At 33.8% G+C, this 18,383-nt stretch carries 17 protein-coding genes, 1 tRNA gene and 6 pseudogenes; 18 read left to right on the top strand and 6 right to left on the bottom strand.

Annotation, left to right across the window (positions count from 1 at the left end):
* Nucleotides 1–102 precede the first annotated feature (102 nt).
* Both yidD and MCY_RS02040 read right to left on the bottom strand, forming a co-directional pair.
* Nucleotides 103–453: a membrane protein insertion efficiency factor YidD gene (yidD, locus tag MCY_RS02045; protein WP_007346708.1), complete on the bottom strand. Its 351-nt coding sequence runs from the start codon at nucleotides 451–453 to the stop codon at nucleotides 103–105.
* Nucleotides 454–882 (bottom strand): iron-sulfur cluster assembly scaffold protein, encoded by a 429-nt coding sequence (locus MCY_RS02040; RefSeq protein ID WP_007346707.1) that lies wholly within the window; start codon nucleotides 880–882, stop codon nucleotides 454–456.
* A 126-nt stretch (nucleotides 883–1,008) separates the two neighbouring features.
* Here MCY_RS02040 and folE point away from each other — a divergent pair, with 126 nt between their 5' ends.
* The 7 genes and pseudogenes from folE (at nucleotide 1,009) to MCY_RS02010 (ending at nucleotide 4,372) form a co-directional block, all read left to right on the top strand.
* Entirely contained in the window at nucleotides 1,009–1,629 is a 621-nt protein-coding gene (gene folE, locus MCY_RS02035; protein WP_007346706.1) for a GTP cyclohydrolase I FolE, read from the top strand.
* Nucleotides 1,630–1,769: 140 nt separating this feature from the next.
* A tRNA-Leu gene (locus MCY_RS02030) sits at nucleotides 1,770–1,854 on the top strand.
* 149 nt (nucleotides 1,855–2,003) lie between these two features.
* Entirely contained in the window at nucleotides 2,004–2,288 is a 285-nt protein-coding gene (locus MCY_RS02025; RefSeq protein ID WP_007346705.1) for an Arm DNA-binding domain-containing protein, read from the top strand.
* A gap of 15 nt (nucleotides 2,289–2,303) precedes the next feature.
* Nucleotides 2,304–2,549: pseudogene (locus MCY_RS10290) on the top strand (phage integrase central domain-containing protein); the annotation flags it as partial.
* Nucleotides 2,550–2,681: 132 nt separating this feature from the next.
* Nucleotides 2,682–2,893 (top strand): annotated as a pseudogene (locus MCY_RS09015) (DUF6990 domain-containing protein); the annotation flags it as partial.
* A 114-nt stretch (nucleotides 2,894–3,007) separates the two neighbouring features.
* Nucleotides 3,008–3,220 (top strand): HNH/ENDO VII family nuclease, encoded by a 213-nt coding sequence (locus tag MCY_RS02015; RefSeq protein WP_007346703.1) that lies wholly within the window; start codon nucleotides 3,008–3,010, stop codon nucleotides 3,218–3,220.
* A gap of 750 nt (nucleotides 3,221–3,970) precedes the next feature.
* Complete coding sequence (locus tag MCY_RS02010; protein ID WP_007346702.1) at nucleotides 3,971–4,372, top strand: hypothetical protein; 402 nt, start codon at nucleotides 3,971–3,973, stop codon at nucleotides 4,370–4,372.
* Between the two features lie 333 nt (nucleotides 4,373–4,705).
* On the opposite strand, the pseudogene MCY_RS02005 reads toward MCY_RS02010, so the two are convergent.
* Nucleotides 4,706–5,749: pseudogene (locus MCY_RS02005) on the bottom strand (DUF3987 domain-containing protein); the annotation flags it as partial.
* Between the two features lie 28 nt (nucleotides 5,750–5,777).
* Between MCY_RS02005 and MCY_RS10355 the strand changes: the two are divergent.
* From MCY_RS10355 to MCY_RS09900, 8 genes and pseudogenes are all read left to right on the top strand, one after another.
* Nucleotides 5,778–6,394, top strand: a pseudogene (locus MCY_RS10355) (restriction endonuclease subunit R); the annotation flags it as partial.
* Nucleotides 6,395–6,733: 339 nt separating this feature from the next.
* Entirely contained in the window at nucleotides 6,734–7,900 is a 1,167-nt protein-coding gene (locus MCY_RS02000; protein ID WP_007346700.1) for a D-alanyl-D-alanine carboxypeptidase family protein, read from the top strand.
* Nucleotides 7,901–7,930: 30 nt separating this feature from the next.
* The gene (gene tmk, locus MCY_RS01995) at nucleotides 7,931–8,566 is read left to right on the top strand and encodes a dTMP kinase (RefSeq protein ID WP_007346699.1); all 636 of its coding nucleotides are present in this window, start codon (nucleotides 7,931–7,933) and stop codon (nucleotides 8,564–8,566) included.
* Nucleotides 8,567–8,571: 5 nt separating this feature from the next.
* Nucleotides 8,572–9,615, top strand: a complete 1,044-nt coding sequence (locus MCY_RS01990; protein ID WP_007346698.1) for a DNA polymerase III subunit delta' — start codon at nucleotides 8,572–8,574, stop codon at nucleotides 9,613–9,615.
* 77 nt (nucleotides 9,616–9,692) lie between these two features.
* On the top strand, nucleotides 9,693–11,252 hold the full coding sequence (gene metG, locus MCY_RS01985; RefSeq protein ID WP_007346697.1) for a methionine--tRNA ligase: 1,560 nt from the start codon (nucleotides 9,693–9,695) through the stop codon (nucleotides 11,250–11,252).
* Entirely contained in the window at nucleotides 11,242–12,015 is a 774-nt protein-coding gene (locus MCY_RS01980; RefSeq protein WP_007346696.1) for a TatD family hydrolase, read from the top strand. The genes metG and MCY_RS01980 overlap by 11 nt, the downstream gene beginning before the upstream one ends.
* Before the next feature lie 10 nt (nucleotides 12,016–12,025).
* Nucleotides 12,026–12,835, top strand: coding sequence for an MBL fold metallo-hydrolase (locus tag MCY_RS01975; protein ID WP_007346695.1), 810 nt, complete (start codon nucleotides 12,026–12,028; stop codon nucleotides 12,833–12,835).
* Nucleotides 12,836–12,985: 150 nt separating this feature from the next.
* Nucleotides 12,986–13,183, top strand: a pseudogene (locus tag MCY_RS09900) (hypothetical protein); the annotation flags it as partial.
* A gap of 151 nt (nucleotides 13,184–13,334) precedes the next feature.
* Here MCY_RS09900 and MCY_RS01965 read toward each other — a convergent pair.
* The 3 genes and pseudogenes from MCY_RS01965 to pcsA form a co-directional block, all read right to left on the bottom strand.
* Nucleotides 13,335–13,733 carry a DUF6163 family protein gene (locus tag MCY_RS01965; protein WP_007346694.1) on the bottom strand — a complete coding sequence of 133 codons (399 nt, stop codon included), beginning with the start codon at nucleotides 13,731–13,733 and terminating at the stop codon, nucleotides 13,335–13,337.
* 34 nt (nucleotides 13,734–13,767) lie between these two features.
* A pseudogene (locus tag MCY_RS01960) lies at nucleotides 13,768–14,424 on the bottom strand (enoyl-CoA hydratase/isomerase family protein); the annotation flags it as partial.
* Between the two features lie 6 nt (nucleotides 14,425–14,430).
* Nucleotides 14,431–15,231: a phosphatidylcholine synthase gene (gene pcsA / locus MCY_RS01955; RefSeq protein ID WP_007346691.1), complete on the bottom strand. Its 801-nt coding sequence runs from the start codon at nucleotides 15,229–15,231 to the stop codon at nucleotides 14,431–14,433.
* A gap of 178 nt (nucleotides 15,232–15,409) precedes the next feature.
* Between pcsA and MCY_RS01950 the strand changes: the two genes are divergently transcribed.
* The 3 genes from MCY_RS01950 to MCY_RS01940 all read left to right on the top strand — a co-directional run bounded on the left by MCY_RS01950 (nucleotide 15,410) and on the right by MCY_RS01940 (nucleotide 18,380).
* A complete protein-coding gene (locus MCY_RS01950) occupies nucleotides 15,410–16,639 on the top strand; it encodes a UbiH/UbiF family hydroxylase (RefSeq protein ID WP_007346690.1) in 1,230 nt (409 codons plus the stop codon).
* 1,062 nt (nucleotides 16,640–17,701) lie between these two features.
* Nucleotides 17,702–18,046 carry a hypothetical protein gene (locus MCY_RS01945; RefSeq protein ID WP_007346689.1) on the top strand — a complete coding sequence of 115 codons (345 nt, stop codon included), beginning with the start codon at nucleotides 17,702–17,704 and terminating at the stop codon, nucleotides 18,044–18,046.
* Nucleotides 18,039–18,380 (top strand): hypothetical protein, encoded by a 342-nt coding sequence (locus tag MCY_RS01940; RefSeq protein WP_007346688.1) that lies wholly within the window; start codon nucleotides 18,039–18,041, stop codon nucleotides 18,378–18,380. The genes MCY_RS01945 and MCY_RS01940 overlap by 8 nt, the downstream gene beginning before the upstream one ends.
* Nucleotides 18,381–18,383: the final 3 nt, after the last annotated feature.

Below are 18,383 nucleotides of genomic sequence, written 5' to 3'. Positions count from 1 at the left end.
CTTTTAATCCAATTCCGCCAACGATTGCGGATGGTTTCGTGAAAACTGAGTAAAAAGCTTATAGGCTGTTTTTTTATCAATATATATAAAAAAAGGAAAGGATTATTTGTTGTGCTTGTTAGAAACTTTCCAGTAACGCCAAGGTTTATAAAAACAGCAAGAGTTTCCAAGCGATGTAGGCACTGGATCAAAGCCATCTGTTCCAAAGGGGCCACAACGTATGATACGAAAGAGTCCCATCCATGCACCAGCCCAAAGTCCATGGCGTGCAATTGCTTCATACGTATATTCTGAACAAGTTGGGGCATGGCGACATTGATTGCCTATAAGACTTGAAAATGTTATTTGATAAAAACGTATTAAAAAAGTGCCCAATAATCGTCCGGGTGTTTTTTGCCAAGCACCTGTATAATTCCGAGTTATTTTTTTTTGTTGAAACTGTAATTTGAACATTTATTTCTCTTCAATTTTTTGAATGCAGTCTATCGTTGCATCAAAAGGCAATAGTGTTGCCGCGTGGCGCACTTTATAGTCTTTAATGGGCTGTAAGCAAGAAAAATCCTCAAATGGAGCTTGAGGAGAAGGACCATCCTGTGTTAGCATTTGATAGATAACGTCACGCAACATTTTAAAATCTTGCGTTGTTTGCCCGATGATATGAGATGCTAAAAGTGAAGCCGAAGCTTGTCCTAGCACACATGCATATATTTCATGAGCAAAATCTGTAATGATATTATTTTTTACTTTTAAATCTACAGTAATTGTTGAACCACAAAGATGTGAATGTTTGCTTGATCTGGCATCAGGATTATTAAGACGCCCAATTTTGCTTATATGTGCTGCATATTCAAGTATTTTATCATTATAGATATTATCAATCATGCGCTACTGCCTGAAATTTTGAGAGTCGTGATTGTTTAAGCTTTTAATTTGCTTATATTAAGGATTATACAAAATGAAATAGGTGTTTAGCAAATGTTTTGTGTAGAGAAAGTTTGGAGTTTTTGAATGCGTAATGTTGTTAAAGAAGGCGCAAAGGATTCTTTGTTGTTCGAAGAGAAGCGGCCAAGTATTGAAGAGGTGGAAGATGCGATTCGTACATTACTTTTATGGGTAGGGGAAAATCCAAATAGAGAAGGGCTTTTAGATACTCCAAGACGTATAGCTAAGGCATATCGCGAGCTTTTTAATGGTTATACTCAATCGGTTGAAGAAACCTTAGGCACAGTTTTTGAAGAAGTTTCAGGGTACAATGAATCGGTAATCGTAAAAAATATACCTTTTTATTCACATTGTGAGCATCATATGATTCCAATTATTGGAAAAGCGCATATAGCATATCTTCCTAAAGCAAAAATTGTTGGCCTTTCAAAAATTGCACGTGTTGTTGATATCTTTTCTCGTCGTTTACAAACGCAAGAATCTATGACAGCGCAAGTGGCTAATGCTTTAAAAATGTATCTGAAACCTCGTGGGGTAGCAGTATTAATTGAGGCTGAGCACATGTGTATGGCTATGAGAGGAATCCAAAAACAGGGCGTTACAACAATTACAAAAAATTTTCATGGTTATTATGAAAAAGATCAGGCTGCACAAACGCATTTTATGATGACGGTTCAAAGATCATAGTAAAACCCATATTTTTTAGTATTTTCTATTAAGTTATATATCATCCGAATAAAATAAATTATGAGAAAGAGAAAATTGGCTTGTACCTTTCTTTATGATTTGTTAAAGGCTAGGAATCAGAATGTTTTGCTTAACCACGTGCGGTCGTGGCGGAATTGGTAGACGCGCAGCGTTGAGGTCGCTGTGGGGTGACCTGTGGAAGTTCGAGTCTTCTCGACCGCACCACTTATAGATTTTCTACAATATCACTAGGTATTGTCGTTTATCTTATTTCCTTTATAACTCATTGTTTTTATTTCTAAAATTGTATTTTTTATACGATCTTGATATCTGGTGAATCCGTCAAAAGTGCAATTCAAAAGGTGGTTTAAAAAGTGATTAGGAAAACAAGAACGCGTGATAGATTATCCACCTTATCTATAAAAAATTTGCCTAAAGGTAAATATGCGGATGGGGCTGGATTATGGCTTATCAAAACAGCACAGAATCAAGGGCGTTGGGTTTTTCGATTCGATTTCAATAAAAAACGTCCTGAAATAGGGTTAGGCTCTTGTAGCGTTGTATCTTTGAAAGAAGCAAGGCTTAAGGCTACAGCTTGCCGTAATTTTTTGCAACAAGGTATTGACCAGATTCGTAAAAGGAAAAATGAAAAATTATGACAGGCGGTTGATAGTATTTCTTTAAGAGAAATAGTTTTAAATGCTTTTGAAGCTAAAAAAAGCGAATTGAAAAATGAAGGAACCGCAGCAAGGTGGTTAACACCTCTCACATTGCATGTTTTTCCTAAACTTGGAGATATAGCAATTACTGAATTGACGCAGATTGATATAAAAGAATGCTTATCCCCTATTTGGAAAACCAAAAACGAAACAACAAGCAAGGCTTTATCGCGTTTGAATATTGCTATAAAACATGCCGCAGCGCGTGGTATAGATGTGGACATGCAATTGGTACCAAAAGCAAAAGCTTTATTGGGAAAATTTATTCAAAATATTCCAGCAATGCCATGGAAAGAAGTTCCAGCATTTTATCAGAGCTTGGATGATAATTATTTATTAGGTGATGTTGAGACTTGCATTTTTATCAGCAAAGTTTTGCAGTAGGAGATCATCTAGGCTTTGACGACAGCATCAACAAAACTCACCTTGAGCGGGCAATAGCTTTAGCGCAAAAAGTAGCAAAGGTGAAGCAAGTTAGCTACGCTTTGATTGAAGGGGTAGCAAAGGATTTTGACAATCACTCAGAGCTTTCTAGAGAGGAATAACTTCGCTCTCTTGGCAGGAGAGTTTGTTAAGCTTATTTAGAACAAAGAATACATTGATTATTTTGAAAAAATCCAAGGAGCTTATGAATCATGAAATAGATCAAGAAAAATATTATGGAGGCAATTGAGCCTAAAACAGTTTCTTCTTGGAAAGAAAAGGGACAGATAGTAACAGGTGTAAATGTGGAAAGAATGGTGTCAGGAAGAGCTCCTATTGGAGTCGATTGTAGACCTATTATATTATATCCTATGACACAAGAACAAGATAGTCCTCTCGCTGAGGTTCTCTACTCATTTTATCAAATAAAGGTTTTGTTGCTCATATGAAGCCAAAGATAAATTTTATCAGAAAAGCTATTTGTTGGATTTCAAAACAAATTTCTAAGTAGGAAAAAAGAAAAAATAATTATTGCAAATATTGGAGTGATGCCACTAAAAGGCGTTCTCTAAGCTTTAATAATCATCCTTTTTAATTGCATCATATATTGTAAATGCAAGATGATTTTACAGATATAGCTGAGAAAAGAGCTCCCTAAAGAAAATATCCCTTATGCTTCTATTAATGTAATCCCAATTCCATTGGCTGTAATAGAGAAATATTGATCAGTAGAAACACTCATTATTAGTAAAAATATGCTGTGATTTATGGAGAAAAATGTTAAGAAACGCTTGAAAAACCTGTTTTGTAAAAAATATAAGACTGCGCCTGAATGTGTGCCTCTTTTGTTGATGGAGTGCACAATCGTTTTTCTTTACGCTTGTTTAAAATGGTTGGATTGTTTTCTCAACCAATCTTTTTAATGCTATTGACCTGTGGGATTTTAAAATGTGGGTGTAACAATTTATAAAAATATCTATTTCAGCTGGAAGCAAACTATTGAAATTCATTGATACGCATAACGTTGATAGAAATATGATTTTAGTAGTAATTTTACTGTATTATGATACTGATGGTATAGTCATCGAAAAGAGATAAAATAAAGGTTAAGTGTTTATCATTGTTGTGAAAATGAAAAAATAGCATGTAAAATAATTTATGGTTGTTTCATAATATCGAAATTATTTGAGGATAGGAAAATGAAGCAGATTTTAAAATTATTAAGCGGGATAGCTTTGTTTGTTATGGCTGGATGTGCCTTAGAACAACCTTCTCAAACGGCAGTAGATGCATGGGAAAAGTTTGGTGCAGATCAAATTGAGATAAAAAAAGCTCTGTTGGAATGCGGAATACAGCATCTTGATGGTCGCTTTGATCCAGAAAAAAGTGCTGATGAGAGATTTAATGCAGAGGAGTCTGTGAATGCATGCATGATACAAGCGGGCTTTCAAGATAAATTGGGAAGAGTGAAGTGGTGTGAGAAATATGAAAATCTTCCAATTTGTCAGCCTGATGCTGTTATTCCTCAGCGAAGTGTAGAGAGACGCTTGAATAGTCTTCATTGTGAGGAGCACAAAAAACAGCCTGAATGTCAACCTTAGATATTAAGATTAAGTATTAATGATGGTATAATCAGTCATCCTCTTATTTTTGCAGCGGGGGGAGATTGCTTTTTAATATATTAAGCATCTTAGATGCAAAAAATACAAAATATTAGCAGGTTTATAAGTTTTTTTTACTGTAAATATTATTACTGTAAATATTAAAGGAGAGGGAAATGAAAAAATAATGCAATGATTGAGTGCTATTTTTATTAAGCTCTGCGGTATATGTTTTATGCTGTTGTTTTTTATGAAAGAATGCCATTCATAACGTTATCGTAGGTCAGTCGCCTTGAGAGTTATTTTCCACTGATATTCATCAAAGAAGTTGAACAGGTTTAAAAAATGTGATTGTAAGCTTTCTGAGTGCGTACCTCCTTTTGCTTCTCTATGAAGATGCTCTAACCATTCATAAAACTTCACTTGTGCTTTAGGAGAAAAACGCATGATCATGGGGTGTTCAGGAGATCCTAAGCGTTTATCACGAAAAGAGCGAAACACCCCTTCATACTTTTGCCATGCCTCTTGATTGGGCGGTCTATCAATCACTTGCCACTCTTTATTGTCATCGGGCCAGATAATCATTTGAAAGCGTTGCAATAAACCATCATCGTTTATTCCACGCTGTATGGCTTGAATGAGGGGAATAATGCGTGAAGGTTGAATGCCTCCAATCATGGATAAAGTAACATGAGGGATAAAAATGGTTCCACGCTCTATACGGTCATAGGTAAATTGATCATCTCCATTAAAAGCTGTGAGATAAAAGGAACGATCTGTTTGATATTCCTTTCTTTCTAGATTGGCTAAAAAGCCAGCCAGTTCATCACGCACCATCAAGAGACCACGGGGATTTTCTTTTAAGAGTTCTCCAAACTTTTCCACGGTCACATCATTGACAATAAACCGAGAGACATCATCATCATGCGCCTTGTCTTTAGAGAGGGTTTCATACAACAGAGCACGAGCTATTTCACATTCTCCTTTTCTTATCGCTTTATTGGCTTGTCTTTCCTTTTCTCGTTTGTCTAAAGTTTCAAGTTTCTCTTCAATTTCTTGTTTTTCTTTTTGCTTTAACCAGTCTTTATACCATTCCTTTTGAAGGCAAGAGATAGGAGCTAAAGCGGCTTTCATGGCTGGTGTTTTGAAAGTTGACGATTGCCCAATCAGAGCGCCCCAGAGATTAGGGACCACAATCCAATCATCATGTTGTTTTGGAGCAATATGCACGCCATTGCCAATGACGGTAACCAAGACATATAAAGCAGCGACAACCACAAAATCGAGAGGCGATTGTTGACAATCAGCAATATCATAAACATAGTGACTTAAAGTTAAAGGCATTTGCGCAGCATGAAAAGACTCGACGGGTAAGAGAGTATATTCAAGTCAAGCAGACGCTTTTAATTCTGATATAAATGAAACATCGAATTTACAAGATATCATATTATGTAATACAGATTTATCTATATTAACATCTGAAAAGTAAAAAATTTCTGCTATCGCTTGGGATATGATTAAAGAGAATGATATTTACCAAGTTCTCAAATGCTTTGTTTTGCACCCATACAGGAAAGAATTAGCAATAAAATTATGAGCGCTATGCCGTTAGCACAAAAGTTTCTTGTATCAAAAAGTTGTTACAATTTTGACAAAACAATTAGCAGAATTGATGATAGATATTCCCAATATTGTACTCATACCTTCGCTTGAGATTACTTATGTTTTTTCTAATTTTGATTTTAAAAATTTAGAAAGCTTAAATTCGCAACCTATTAGTAAAAAAAACTTTTAATTTGAGAATTGCTTATCCACAAAAGCATTTTTCTCACTTCTAAGAATGAAGGTATCAAAGAGCTTCATCTTGAAAATTATATCATTCGTGATTTAATTGATAATGACTTTATCTATTAATGATAGGCATATACTTTTATTACGAAAATTAGCTGATCAAATGGTAAAGCATTTCCAATTTTATTTACCCAATGATATATAGCTGTTGAGAATATATTAATTCACGATTAGCATAAGCTTAATACTTTTATTGTTGCGCAATTAAGAGAGCAACACATAAGCAAGTAATTGTAATGAATTCAATATGAGAGGGGAAAAAGAAAAGCTTACAGGATTTTAAGTTAGGTTCAAGCTAGAAATGACAATTGATCATGATAAATCAATGTATGATCAATAAAAAACGAAAAAAGTTTTTTTGCTTTTCATACTTTAAAATGTAAAACTTGATCTATGAGGAAGATAAAATCTTTTCTTGAATTATAAATAATTTTTCAATTTGCAGAAATAAAAAAGTTTTTTCCTATATAGTTGATTCTTTATGTTGATCTTTGGATGGGAGGAGCGGCTATGTATACAGCTTTAAGGATCTTACTAATCTTATGGGGGGTATCGGCATTTGATACGTGGGGGAGGGCGCAAGAATTTCAAACTTCTGCATCACAATTATTGTTACTCGATGATGATACAGAGACAATACTCTATGAAAAACAAAGTACTATTCCTTTTTTTCCTGCATCATTAGCAAAATTAATGACGGCAGAAGTCGTATTTCACCAATTAAAAGAAGGATTGTTAAGAAGTACGCAAAAATTCAAAGTTAGTGAAAATGCTTGGCGAAAGGGTGGAGCACCTTCCGGTACAACTACTATGTTTGCAAAGATAAAGACAGAAATCAGCGTTTCTGATCTTTTACGTGGTTTAATTATTGTCAATGGAAATGATGCTGCTATTATTCTTGCTGAAGGAATCTCAGGAAATGAAGCCGATTTTGCACACCTGATGAATCAGCGTGCTAAAATAATTGGATTATCTCAAAGCCATTTTGTTAATGCAACAGGACTTCCCGAAGAGGGACAATTTGTAACAGTGCGTGATATGATTATATTAGCCCGTCATATTACCCAGGAATATCCGGATTATTATACGCTTTATCATGAGCCTCATTTTATGTGGAATAATATTTTTCAACGGAATAAGAATCCTCTTATTTTAAAGGAAATTGGTGTAGAAGGATTTGGTTTGGGCTACAGTGAGAAAGAAGGGTGGGCAATGGTTGCTACCATTTATAAAAATCATCGGCGTCTTTTTTTAGCAATCAATGGTTTACAAGATGGTAAAAAAAAACATACACAAGAAGTAGAACGCATTCTTCAATGGGGAATAACAGCTTTTGATCTCAAAAAGATTTTCACAAAAGGGGAAACGGTTGGTTGTGCTTCTATTTATGGTGGAAGAAAAAAATTTGTTCCACTTATTGTTAAAAATCCGATAAATTTTATGCTTTCAAATGAAAAAGAAGTCAATGTTAAAGCCAAAATTAAATATCATGGTCCGTTGAAAGCTCCTATCGTTTCAGGACAATCAGTTGGGGTTATTCAAATTTTAGAAGATAAAAAGGTTCTTCTGGAAAAACCAATTTTTGCTGGGATGGATGTTCAAGAAGGAAGTTTCTTTACAAAAGTAAAAGATGCCTTCTATGAGGTAACAATTGGATGGTTACGGAAATATTTGTAAATACGCGCTAAATAAGGTTAGGGTTCGTACGTGTCAGGTTATTTTATTACATTTGAAGGAGGGGACGGAGTAGGAAAAACAGTGCAGATTTCTTTACTTGCTGAATATCTCACTCTCAAAGGTTATGATGTTGTGACGACACGAGAACCAGGAGGAACAGCAGGAGCAGAAGCAATCCGACATATTTTACTGTCGGGGCAAACACAACAATATGGACCATTGATTGAAGCTGTTTTGTTTACAGCTGCACGTGCCGACCATGTTCATGAAATTATCGCACCTTCTTTACAAAAAGGTAAAATCGTTTTATGCGATCGCTTTATTGATTCTACACGTGTTTATCAAGGACACAGTGATAGAGTCAATTTCTCTCTTCTTTCTGTTTTAGAGTGTGTTGCGCTTAATGGTATCATGCCACATTTGACATTTTTGTTAGACATGCCAGCAATATATGCTATGAAGCGTGCGAATTTGCGAAGAAAAAAAACAGAAGCAATTGATTATTTTGAAAAAGATCAGTTGGAAATTCAAGAACAAAGGCGTCAAGCTTTTCTTCAATTAGCTAAACAAGAGCCACAGAGGTTTCGAGTCATTGATGCCACTGGCTCAGTAGAAGCCATTGCTCATAAAATAAAGAATATTTGTCACCAGGTATTGTGGGATTAGCTTCCATGAGTAATATAAATACCTTACGCCAATATGATGATATTGATACAATTTTATCTCCATCTCAGAATACCGTTATCTTTGGTCATGAAGATGTTTGTTCTTTTTTGACACAAATGCTTAAAGAGAAGCGTTTGCATCACGCATTATTATTTAAAGGCGAACATGGAATTGGGAAGGCTACATTAGCGTTTCATCTTGCTTGGAATATTTTAAGTTCTCAAAAGGGCAATTTCCTAAATCCTGACCCTCATTCTATTCTATGGTCTCAAATTACACAAGGCAGTCACCCTGGTCTTTTGTATATTTCACGTCGACTTGATGTAAAAACGCAAAAATTTAAAACAGGAATACTTATTGATGATATTCGCGATATTATGCATTTTTTAAGCAAAACATCGCAAGATAATGGATGGCGTGTTATCATCATTGATTCTGCAGATGATATGAATAGAAATGCAGCAAATGCAATTCTTAAACTACTTGAAGAGCCACCTGCAAAGACGTTGTTTATTATTATCGCACATTCTTCTGGAAAATTACTTCCAACAATTCATTCACGGTGTCAAAAAATTTCTTTTCGTCCATTGAATAATGATGAGATGAAAAAAGTCATTACACATATTTTCTCCAATCAGGACTTATCTGATAAGAAGATAATTGAAATGATTATAAAAAAATCCAAAGGAAGTCCTCGAAAAGCAGCTTTGCTTATTTGCCATGGTGGTCTTGAAATTATTAAAACGATCGATGCTCTCTTAGAACAGCCTATTTGCAATACAACTACTGTACACACTCTTGCTCAAACAGTTTCATCTGCTTCTTCTGTATTCCAATTTCAACAGTTTTGTGATGAAATTCTTGAAAAATTTCAACAAAAAGCTATTATATTCGCTGAAAAGGGAAATTTATTTGTCTCAAAAAAATATGCGCAAAAGTGGCAAGAGATTCATCAAGAAATAGAGGAAATACAAGTTTTTAATCTTGATAAGAAGCAGTTTGTTATTAACTTGCTTTTTAGAATTCATAAGATTATCCATGAAGATTAGTTTTTCCGTGACAATATGATTAACAGGCGTTATGTCATTGTATCTTTATATTTATGGCGTTTTACAACGAGTATGACATGCGTGACACATATTACATAACAACTCCCATTTTTTATCCTAATGGTACTCCACATATTGGGCATGCCTATAGTGCTATTGCTAGCGATGTTTTAGCCCGCTATCAACGATTAAACGGAAAAAATGTATTTTTTCTTTCTGGTACAGATGAGCATGGTCTAAAGATGCAACAAACCGCAGCAGCATTAGGGATAACACCTCAGCAACTTGCAGATCGTAATAGTGCTGTGTTTCAGAAAATGCTTGCGGCATTAAATTGTTCTAACGATGATTTCATTCGTACAACAGAAGAGCGCCATTCTCAAGCTTGTCAAGAAATTTGGAAAAAGATAGAAGCTAATGGCGATATTTATCTTGGCCATTATACAGGTTGGTATTCGGTTCGTCAAGAAGCGTATTATGAAGAGAAAGACACGGAAGTTGGACCAGATAACATCCGTCGCGAAAAGGAATTAGGGTCTCCAGTTGAATGGAATGAAGAAGAAAGTTATTTTTTTAAACTTTCTCGTTATGAAAAAGCTCTTCTTGAATATTATGAAAAACACCCTGATTTTATTGCTCCACTTGAACGACGTAATGAAATTATCAGTTTTATCAAATCTGGTTTAAAAGATATCTCTATTTCACGTGCAAGTTTTAATTGGGGCATTGCTGTTCCTGAAAACCCAAAGCATGTAATGTATGTCTGGATTGATGCGCTTACGAATTATCTATCAGCCATTGGTTTTTTCAATAAAAATTCAAAAAAACGTGATTTTTGGCCTGCAAATACACATATTATTGGTAAGGATATTATCCGTTTTCATGCAATCTACTGGCCGGCATTTTTAATGTCTGCTGGAATTGAATTGCCTAAGAATATTTTTGCACATGGTTTTTTACTTAATCGTGGTGCAAAAATGTCAAAATCTATTGGAAATGTTGTTGATCCTTTTGAAATGATTGAGCATTATGGCCTGGATCAGGTTCGTTATTTTCTTCTCCGTGAAGTGCCGTTTGGACAAGATGGCAGTTATAATCATGAAAATCTTGTGAACCGTATTAATGCTGATCTTGCAAATGATCTTGGTAATTTAGCACAGCGATCCTTGTCTATGATTGCCAAGAATTGTGATGCAAAAGTTCCATTTCCTGCTTCATTTTCAATTCAAGATAAACAGCTTTTAGAACAATCTCTTCACGTGCTTGAAACTGTAAACAAAGCGATGTCTTCTTATAGTATGCATTTAGCGCTTTCAGCTATTTTTTCAATTGTAGCAGATGCTAATCGCTATTTTGCAAATGAACAACCTTGGAGTTTACGTAAAAATAATCCAGAAAGATTTTCTACAGTTCTTTATATAACTGTAGAAATCTTACGGCGAATAGGAATAATGCTTTTGCCTTTTATACCCCAATCAGCAGCGAAACTTCTTGATAGCCTTGCGATTGCTGAAGATGATCGGTCATTGTATCATATAAGCCATTCAAAAATTCAAGAAGGACTTGATCTTCCATCGCCAAAACCGATTTTCCCTCGTTATATTTCAAAGAAAGAAGATCCTGATCATGTTGATTGATACACATTGTCATCTTGATTTTGAAGATTTTTCACAAAATTTGGATGATGTTATCCAACGAGCTTTAGATGCTGACGTTAAACGTATGATAACAATTTCAACTCATGTTCGTAAGTTAGATAATCTATTAGCCATTGCACAAAACTATGATCAAGTTTTCTGTTCTGTTGGTACCCACCCCAATTATGCCCATGAAGAACAAGATATTACAGCTGAAGAGCTTATACAGCTCTCAAATCACCCTAAAATTGTTGCGTTTGGGGAAGGGGGGCTTGATTATTATTATGATTATTCTACACCAGAAGAGCAAAAGAAAGTTTTTCAAGAACATATCATTGCTTCTCGAGAAACACAGATTCCTCTTGTTATACATTCACGCAATGCCGATAGTGACATGGAGAAAATACTATGCGAACAGATAAAAGAAGGGGCTTTTCCCTTTATTCTTCATTGTTATTCTTCTGGAATACAACTTGCTCGTGCAAGTATTGAACTTGGCGGTTATATTTCTTTTTCAGGTATTCTTACTTTTAAAAACGCACTTGAAATCCGTGAAATAGCAAAAATTGTACCATATGAGCGTTTGTTAGTGGAAACAGATGCACCATTTTTAGCGCCTAGTCCTCATCGAGGAAAAATAAATGAACCATCCTTTGTATGCTATATAGCAGCTGTGTTAGCTGAAACAATTGGCTTAAATATTGAAGAAATAGCTCAAATAACAACCCGTAATGCTTTTCGTTTATTTAGCAAAATGAAATAAGGCAAAAGCTATGTGTGATCAGTACCGATTTACAATATTAGGCTGTGGTTCCTCTCCAGGAGTGCCACGCCCCAATGGCGACTGGGGAACATGCGATCCTAATAATCCTAAAAATAAACGCTATAGAAGTTCTTTATTAGTCGAACGCATTAAACCATCAGGAAAAAAAACAACTATTATTATTGATACAGGTCCAGATTTTCGCTCACAAATGATTGATGCAGGCGTGGACCATCTTGATGCTGCTCTTTACACGCATGCTCATGCAGATCATATCCACGGTATTGATGATTTACGCAGTTATGCACTTGCACAACAATGTTTAATCGATATCTATGCAGATATATTCACGCTAAATCATTTAAATAATGCTTTTGGATATTGTTTTCAAACACTAAAAGGTTCTTCTTACTCACCCATTCTAAAAGCACAACTCATTAACGAAGATAGTCAATTTATTATTCAGGGGCAGGGTGGTGCAATAAGCGTCAATACGCATTTACAATATCATGGAAATATTCATTCTTTAGGTTTTCGTATTGGAAATGTTGCCTATTGCACAGATGTTAGTGAATTTCCTGAACAAACATTATCCAAATTAATGGATTTGGATGTTCTCATAATTGAAGCTCTTCAATTTAAATCTCATCCAAGTCATTTTTCTGTTGATCAAGCATTACAATGGATAGAATATTTAAAACCCAAACAGGCAATACTCACACATATGGATAGATCCCTGGATTACAATGTGGTTGTAAATTACGTCCCATCTTATGTAAAACCTGCATATCAAGGTCTTACTTTTAAAACAGATGCGTGAACTTATTATATATTGTTGATAGGGTATTTGTTAAGATTTTAATCTTAATTTTGCTCTTTAAATCTCATTAGAGACATTTTGTGTTAAAAGTGAGGTTTTTATGTATAAAGAAAATTTTAAGCGGAGTTGTATATATTGCCGTTTGATGCTACCATAGCAGAACGTTCTAAAGCAAGAAACAAAAATGTAGCTTTAGCAGCGGCAAGTCTTGTATTTGTACCTGCTTTGTTTTTTATAGATGTAAAATCAAGCTAAAGTAATGAAATTAATGAAATTTCAGCTTTAAATAATCGTAATGCTGTTTTGAGTGATCTTGCGCGTATGAAACGTTGTAAAATAGCACAATAATTTTTCTTATTTATACTACATCATTCCATGATAAATATTTTGGTCTTTAAGGAATGTACTTTGTAGCATATTAGAGGTTTTATTTTTTGCATCAAATTATCGCATAATATATATTATGGAACTTTTAATGAACTGATTACTTTTTACTTTTTTATTTTTTTACTCTTAAAAAAATCACCATAATTTGTAGTATCATAAAAGCCAAAAATAACATCCCATGAAATAATGGTATAAATGGCTGATAAATAAAATCAGAATAATATATCGTTATTGTTTCAATTAATGCTGCAATGCCCCATAAAACAATACCCCATAATGAGTACATCCAAAGTCCAATTAAAGCAATAGGATAGAGAATAGCTAATATAGCTGATGCAAATTGCCACTGCCAAGGCATAAGATCAAAACGCCATAGAATACCTGGAAAGACACCGACAAGGCGTATCCAGTAAAAAATACCTAAGATTAAGCAAATAAGTGCTAAAAACCGTAAATAACAGTTATAAATTAAATTAATTTTTGAAATCCGTTTGTAAGAATTATTTTTCACAATAGTATACCTTCACGAAAATCATGTGAATTAACCAATTCTTTGGAATTGCTCGCTCGTTTAAAGCTAAAATAGGATATCCTTGATCAATAATAGCTTTTCTAATCAGATCGAGGTCAATTTCAGGAATGGCATGTGTTGCTAACCCTAAAATTTAAGCAATCTCCCCACTTTATGCGTGTCCCAGTTAATGCAAGATAGATGCCAAAATGATTAGGAAGAGAGGGTAAGAAAAAACTGGCACCCACATCTGGAGAAAATCCAATCGCACCTTCTGGCATAGCAAAAACCGTATTTTCTGTAACAATTCGATGTGAACCATAGAGGGAAATACCAACCCCTCCTCCCATCCAAATACTGTTTAAGAAAGAAATATAGGGTTTTGAAAAACGTTTTATATATAAGCATTTAAACTATATTCATCACTAAAATATTAATCAGCAGAAACACTTTTTCCCATATGATAGATTTCTAGTACATCTCCACCAGCACAAAAAACACGTCCCTTCCCTTCAATTAAAACACAAGAAATATCATTATCTTTTTCCCATATCTTGAGCGCTTTTTTTAAAGCAAAAACCATGCGTTGATTAAGAGCATTTAATGTTGAAGGACGCGTGAGCTTTATAATACCAGCACACCCTTCTTTAGTAAAAAAAATATCATCACCTGCTCCAAAATCAATTTGCATTGTTTTTTATATTCTTTTACCAAGTTGAGGAAATATTTGCATGATTGCACCAATACAATATATATAAATTCCTGTTATCGAAATTCCTATTTTAACCCAATATGGAGCTTCTAGTTGATAAAAGAATGCAAAAATACCAAAAATACACCATAAGAGAAAAATTGGAAAATTAATTCTGCGTAAACGAAGGACTCTTATGGGATGTATAAAATAAATTGGTAAAAAAGATATAATTGCCGATAAAACAATAATGATAAAAGTAATCCACTCTCCTGGTCTTACAACAAAAAGCGTAAAAACCATCATATTCCAAACAACGGGAAAGCCTTTAAAAAAATTTTCTTTGGTTTTCATACCAGTATCTGCATAATAAATAGCGGATGAAATAACAATGATTGCACTCAATGAAAATGATAATCCTACCCCCATAAAACCACTTTGATAGAGTGCAAAAGCAGGAATTAAGACATAAGTCACGTAATCAATGATATTATCTAAGAGTTCGCCAGACCATGTTGGAAGGACGTATTTTACATCCAGTTTGCGTGCAATTGGTCCATCGATACCATCAACGAGAAGTGCAAGCCCAAGCCAACAAAACATAGCTGTCCATTCTTTTTGAGAAGCCGATATAAGAGAAAGAAACGCTAAAAACGATCCTGAAGCTGTTAGTAAATGAACAGAAAAAGCCTTTGCCTGTGGCATTGTTACTTTTTTATGGTGTAATAATTTAGCATTTGTTTTGATTTTTTTTGTTAATTTACGTTTCAAGGTTTTTTTATCCTCGTTTTTAAAGTCTTCATCCATCTATCAATACATTATTTTATCCATGATATGATTCTACCTAAAAAAATCACAAAAAGATTACTTTTTTATATCGCATTATCTATTACATAATATAATAGAAAAACTTCGTACAATAAAAAGAGAGTGTTTATTTAGAAATGTTAAAATATTTATTCAATGGGGAAAGGATCAAATTATTGTGACCTTTGAAAAGAAAGAGCATAAAGATATTACTGTTATTGGTGCAGGTCCTGTTGGGATGTTAGCCGCACTGAGGCTTGCGCATAAGGGTTTTTCTGTTTCGCTTGTTGGTCCCCCTGCTCATACAGATGAGTTGCGGACAACTACTCTTATGATGCCTGCAATACGCGCGCTTCAAAAACTCAATATTTGGAATAGTCTCCAAAAACATGCTGCAGCTTTAACGTGCATGAGAATTATAGATATAACCTCCAGAATTGTGCGTGCTCCTACACTGCATTTCTCTTCTGCTGAAATTGATGAAAAAGCCTTTGGCTATAACATACCTAATGTAAAATTGAACAGTGCTTTAGCTGATGCTGTTACACGTACGACCAATATTACAAGATTCGTTTCTACAACTAAATCTTTTCATCATACAAAAAGCCATGTATATATCACTCTTTCTAACGATAAAGTCATCCAAGCACCACTTGTTATTGCAGCTGATGGGCGTCATTCTCTTACACGTACTGCAGCAGGAATAACTGTCAAAGAGTGGAATTACCCACAAAAAGCGCTTGTTTTCAACTTTTCTCATGAATTTTCTCATCAAAATACATCCACTGAGTTTCATACAGAACATGGTCCATTTACACAGGTTCCATTACCAGGACGAAGATCCAGTCTTGTATGGGTCGTTCATCCTTCTCGTGCTGAAGAACTATTGAATACGGAACCAAAAACAATTGCAAAAATAATCCAAAACCAAATGCAATCGATGCTTGGAATACTAACTTTAGAAACATCAATTCAAGCATGGCCGCTTTCAGGACTTCTCTCTCATCATTTTGCTGCTAATCGAACGATTTTAGTGGGTGAATCTGCTCATGTTTTTCCCCCTATTGGGGCACAGGGATTAAATTTAGGATTCCGTGATGTTCAAACTTTAATTGATATTTTACCCAATGAAATATCCGATTCTAATTCTGAAATGATTGTTTCACGCTATAATAAATGCCGCAAACCAGATATCTTAATCCGAAGTGGAGCTGTTCATATACTTAACTCTACTTTACTTTCCCACATGTTGCCTGTTCATATCATGAGAAGTGTTGGATTTGGTCTATTACATAATTGCTTACCATTACGTAATTTATTTATGCGTGAAGGAATGTATCCCGGTTACGGATTTAAGGAAATTATGCATATATTTCCAACAAAATCGTTTAAACAGAGCTATGGATAAATAATAGATAATAACGTAAAATAAATACTAACTTTGTATCTAGCTTGTTAATGAAAGTTAAAAAATAGTAATAAATGCATAAGATATAAAAAACCAAAGAAATAATTATTTCTAATACTGCATTTTGAAGGTAAATTTATTCATTAAAAATACTATATTCTATTCTACCACAAGGTTTCTGGTGTAAATATTTAAAAGTGTTTTAGAATTTTAGCTTATGCATAATCAAAAAATTGTTTAGTTCTTTAAAAGTTAATATAATTTTGAATATCTCCAATAGTTTTTGTAAAAAGCTCATAGTAGAATGCTCATTCTATTAATTCACGCGTTTGTTTTAAAGAAAACATCTAATACCTAATCCCATTTATAATGATATTCCCCGTTAATGGTACAAAATGGGAAATTATTGAACACTACCACTTTTACACTTATTGCAGAAACAAGCCGATACCATTATTATGACTTACTATCCTCTAATATTTCTTCCCCATTTATATTTGAGAGGCTTCCTAAGAGATATTATTTTTCCTTTATAGCTTTTTTACTCATATGCCAAACTTCTATTTTGAAATGAGAAGATTCATATGATATTTCTAGCAACTTATTTAAGATACAAAACAATGCATTATCATTATAAATTTATCTGTTATTAATGAACAATAATAAGTGATATAATCACTCTATTATTTAGTATTGTATTTTTAATAATATACATTAATGATGTAAAAGATATTTTTTATTTTATTTAAAATACTTAAATTGAAGTGATTTTTTATTATTTATAATAATAAATAATCTTAAGTATTATAAATAATATTTATTATATATAAAAACAATAAATATAACAATAAATTAAATCTAAAATTCGACTTAAATGGTAAAATATTTTTTAAATTATATATTCTATAGTATTCTCTATAAAATAAATAATACGAAAAGTTTTATTTAATCAATAAATTCTCGTTTTTTATTGTTAAGTATAATATTAAAAATAAAATCATCTTTGGAACCTGTTAGCAATACAAAAGTTAATGGAGTGTTGTTTCAACAGATGGTGACAAGATGAAACTAAATAAAATTTTGAATTTAACTATTTTTTTGATGGTGATTGTATGCGTCTCGTTAATCGTTACTACTTCAATCAGTGGAGTTTTAAATTTTCCTTATTGTCAAGGCCTTAACTATACCTCTACTAAAGATATCACTAAAATAGGTCAAAATTCATTTACTGCTTCACAAGTTAAAAATTGTCTTATGCAAAATGGTTTCGAGAATATTAAACGATTGCGTTTAGATGACAAAGGCATTTGGCGTGCTTTAGTAAAATTTAAAAGATCTCATTTTCTCGTATCGGTTGACTATTCAGGAACAGTTAGCATTCAAAATAAAAGAAAAAGATATGATTGATTTAAGAACTTACAACAAGGTTTCTGTTCATAGTTATGGGAAAAGTTTTTTCAAAAAGTGCTATCATTCCATTAAAGAATTTTCTTTCATTGGAGGTTTAAATGGTAGCATATCAGGAACAATCGCAGCAACTCTTGCGACTTATGGTTATATTTCTCTTCCAGGGTTTGGTCCATTTATTGCAATGGGAACAGGAGTAGCACTTTCTGTCGGAATGATAATAGGAGCTCTGCTAGGATCAGGAATGGGGGGAAGTGTCGGTATATGCTGTGCTTTATGGGAAGTTTATATGAATCATAACAGTTTTCTCTCCTATAAACTTCATAATGAATAGAAA

This window comes from Bartonella rattimassiliensis 15908, from assembly GCF_000278215.1.
Taxonomy (GTDB): Bacteria; Pseudomonadota; Alphaproteobacteria; order Rhizobiales; family Rhizobiaceae; genus Bartonella; species Bartonella rattimassiliensis.
Note: the sequence above shows the minus strand (reverse complement) of the source record. Positions and strands in the feature narration are given on the sequence as shown.

Coding starts and splice junctions, on each gene's coding strand:
- yidD (WP_007346708.1), bottom strand. CDS start 453: ATGTTCAAATTACAGTTTCAACAAAAAAAAATAACTCGGAATTATACA.
- MCY_RS02040 (WP_007346707.1), bottom strand. CDS start 882: ATGATTGATAATATCTATAATGATAAAATACTTGAATATGCAGCACAT.
- folE (WP_007346706.1), top strand. CDS start 1,009: ATGCGTAATGTTGTTAAAGAAGGCGCAAAGGATTCTTTGTTGTTCGAA.
- MCY_RS02015 (WP_007346703.1), top strand. CDS start 3,008: ATGGAGGCAATTGAGCCTAAAACAGTTTCTTCTTGGAAAGAAAAGGGA.
- MCY_RS02010 (WP_007346702.1), top strand. CDS start 3,971: ATGAAGCAGATTTTAAAATTATTAAGCGGGATAGCTTTGTTTGTTATG.
- MCY_RS02000 (WP_007346700.1), top strand. CDS start 6,734: ATGTATACAGCTTTAAGGATCTTACTAATCTTATGGGGGGTATCGGCA.
- MCY_RS01990 (WP_007346698.1), top strand. CDS start 8,572: ATGAGTAATATAAATACCTTACGCCAATATGATGATATTGATACAATT.
- metG (WP_007346697.1), top strand. CDS start 9,693: ATGCGTGACACATATTACATAACAACTCCCATTTTTTATCCTAATGGT.
- MCY_RS01980 (WP_007346696.1), top strand. CDS start 11,242: ATGTTGATTGATACACATTGTCATCTTGATTTTGAAGATTTTTCACAA.
- MCY_RS01975 (WP_007346695.1), top strand. CDS start 12,026: ATGTGTGATCAGTACCGATTTACAATATTAGGCTGTGGTTCCTCTCCA.
- pcsA (WP_007346691.1), bottom strand. CDS start 15,231: ATGGATGAAGACTTTAAAAACGAGGATAAAAAAACCTTGAAACGTAAA.
- MCY_RS01945 (WP_007346689.1), top strand. CDS start 17,702: ATGAAACTAAATAAAATTTTGAATTTAACTATTTTTTTGATGGTGATT.
- MCY_RS01940 (WP_007346688.1), top strand. CDS start 18,039: ATGATTGATTTAAGAACTTACAACAAGGTTTCTGTTCATAGTTATGGG.